Raw genomic sequence first — 2,413 nt, 5'->3', positions numbered from 1 at the left:
CGAAGCCCACGAACTCGGACACCATCGGTGTCCGTGGTGCTGTCTCTATGCATACTAAGGTGCGAACCAAAGTGTTTGAGCTTGCTTTTGATAGCAATCAGTTGAAAAGTGGGAAGTGGAAAGCAGAAATTGGGGTCATAATGCACGTTGCACCCTTTGCGAGAAAAATTGAACCTTTTTGGCCATTATATGAGGACCTTTCCATGTATATAAAAAAACTCCCCAATCATATGGAGAGCCTTTATAACTTAAAAAATAAAATATACTATAAACATCAACGCTATAATATACATAACGGGATGAATATCTTTCCTTTTGCCTGACAGCAGCTTGACTAGAACATAGGATATCCCTCCAAATGCAAGACCATCCGAAATACTGTATGCCAAAGGCATCATGAGTATTGTTAAAAAAGCTGGCAGCGCTTCAGTGTAGTCATTAAAATCTATATCCACAACATGTTCCATCATAAACAATCCAACGACAATCAAAGCTGGAGCAGTTGCAAATGCAGGTATTACTGAAATTACAGGGCTAAAAACAAGAGCCAGAATAAACAATACTCCAGTTGTGAATGCAGTCAAACCTGTTCTTCCACCATCTGCCACTCCTGAAGCACTTTCAACGTATGTTGTAGTAGTTGAAGTCCCTAATACAGCACCGGCTGTTGTAGCTACGGCATCTGCCAAGAGCGCTTGCTTTATTTTAGGAAGCTTTCCTTCCTTAGTTAAAAATCCAGCTTTAGTAGATACACCTATTAATGTTCCCAAAGTATCAAATAGGTCTACAAATAAAAATGTGAAAATTACAATCACGAAATCCAAACTCAGCATTTGTGCAAAATCAAATTTGAAAAATATCGGTTCAAGAGATGGGGGTGCCGATATTATGCCAGAAGGAATTAATGAATACATCCCGATATCAGGGTTTACAACATATATTCCCGCAAATTGAGATATAAGTCCCAACAAATAAGTAATTAGTATCCCCCAAAGAATCGCGCCTCTTACTTTTTTTACTATCATAACAACTGTAATTATTACTCCGACTAAAGTTAAAATAGCCGTGATAGATTTCAAACTTCCCAATCCTACTAAAGTAGCTTGATTTCCGACGATTACACCTGCATTTTGTAGTCCTATAAATGTAATGAACAGGCCAATCCCTACCCCTACAGCTTTTTTTAATGTTGAAGGTATTGCATTAAACAAAGCTTCTCTGACATTAAAAAAACTTAAAAGAATGAAAATAATACCTTCTACAAAAATGGCCGTTAAGGCAATTTCCCAACTATATCCCATTTGTAGTACTACTACGTATGCAAAATAAGCATTTAAGCCCATTCCAGGCGCTAGAGCAAAAGGATAATTAGCGAATATAGCCATAAAAAAAGTTCCGATAGCAGCTGCTATAGCTGTAGCTGTTATAAGTGCATTAAAATCCATTCCCGTTACAGATAATATGCTGGGATTAACGATTAATATATAAGCCATAGTCATAAATGTCGTTATACCAGCCATTACTTCTGTTTTCACATTTGTATTATTTTCCTTCAACTTAAAAAAAGAATCCAAAAATGATTTCATAACTTCCTCCTTCTATTTTGACTATTGAAAAGAACTTTTATATTTTATCATATTTCATAGTTAATTATAATAAACTGGCATACAATAAAAAAAAGGTCTTCCAGTTTTCTGAAAGACTTAAGTTCTTTGAATGGTGACCCATCCGCGACTCGAACGCGGGACACCCTGATTAAAAGTCAGGTGCTCTACCGACTGAGCTAATGGGTCTTAAATGGTGGGGGAAAGAGGATTCGAACCTCTGAAGGCGGAGCCAACAGATTTACAGTCTGCCCCCTTTGGCCACTCGGGAATTCCCCCAAAAATAATGGAGCTGGTGATAGGAATCGAACCTACAACCTGCTGATTACAAGTCAGCTGCTCTACCGTTGAGCCACACCAGCATGAAAACATATATTTAACTCTTATTTCCTTATAAAAAATGGCGACCTGGAAGGGACTCGAACCCTCGACCTCCAGCGTGACAGGCTGGCATTCTAACCAACTGAACTACCAGGCCGCAATGAGTCTGAATATTTAAAACTACAGACTCTTAATTGTTTACCTTGAATAATGCAAGGTAATGAGTTAAGACAAATTGGTGACCCCTAGGGGACTCGAACCCCTGTTACCGCCGTGAAAGGGCGGTGTCTTAACCGCTTGACCAAGGGGCCAAATGGCTCCCCAGGTTGGACTCGAACCAACAACCTACCGGTTAACAGCCGGTTGCTCCACCATTGAGCTACTGAGGAATGAATCCCGCAGCGACATACTCTCCCAGGACGTCTCCATCCAAGTACCATCTGCGCAGGAGGACTTAACTACTGTGTTCGGTATGGGAACAGGTGTAG

1 protein-coding gene, 6 tRNA genes and 1 rRNA gene are annotated in these 2,413 nt (G+C 39.9%); all 8 read right to left on the bottom strand.

Annotated elements, in window-relative coordinates; genetic code table 11:
* Positions 1-248: 248 nt before the first annotated feature.
* Positions 249-1,586, bottom strand: coding sequence for an NCS2 family permease (locus BUB93_RS11170; RefSeq protein WP_073272286.1), 1,338 nt, complete (start codon positions 1,584-1,586; stop codon positions 249-251).
* 131 nt (positions 1,587-1,717) lie between these two features.
* Positions 1,718-1,793, bottom strand: a tRNA-Lys gene (locus tag BUB93_RS11165).
* Positions 1,794-1,798: 5 nt separating this feature from the next.
* Positions 1,799-1,883 (bottom strand) — tRNA-Tyr (locus tag BUB93_RS11160).
* 8 nt (positions 1,884-1,891) lie between these two features.
* Positions 1,892-1,966: transfer RNA gene (locus tag BUB93_RS11155), tRNA-Thr, on the bottom strand.
* Positions 1,967-2,005: 39 nt separating this feature from the next.
* Positions 2,006-2,082, bottom strand: a tRNA-Asp gene (locus tag BUB93_RS11150).
* 79 nt (positions 2,083-2,161) lie between these two features.
* Positions 2,162-2,236: transfer RNA gene (locus BUB93_RS11145), tRNA-Glu, on the bottom strand.
* A 3-nt stretch (positions 2,237-2,239) separates the two neighbouring features.
* Positions 2,240-2,314 (bottom strand) — tRNA-Asn (locus tag BUB93_RS11140).
* Positions 2,315-2,318: 4 nt separating this feature from the next.
* Positions 2,319-2,413: ribosomal RNA gene (gene rrf / locus BUB93_RS11135) — 5S ribosomal RNA — on the bottom strand; the annotation flags it as partial.

This window comes from Alkalibacter saccharofermentans DSM 14828, from assembly GCF_900128885.1.
Lineage (GTDB): Bacteria > Bacillota > Clostridia > Eubacteriales > Alkalibacteraceae > Alkalibacter > Alkalibacter saccharofermentans.
The sequence above is the reverse complement of the archived record's forward strand: the minus strand, read 5'-3'. Positions and strand labels throughout refer to the sequence as shown.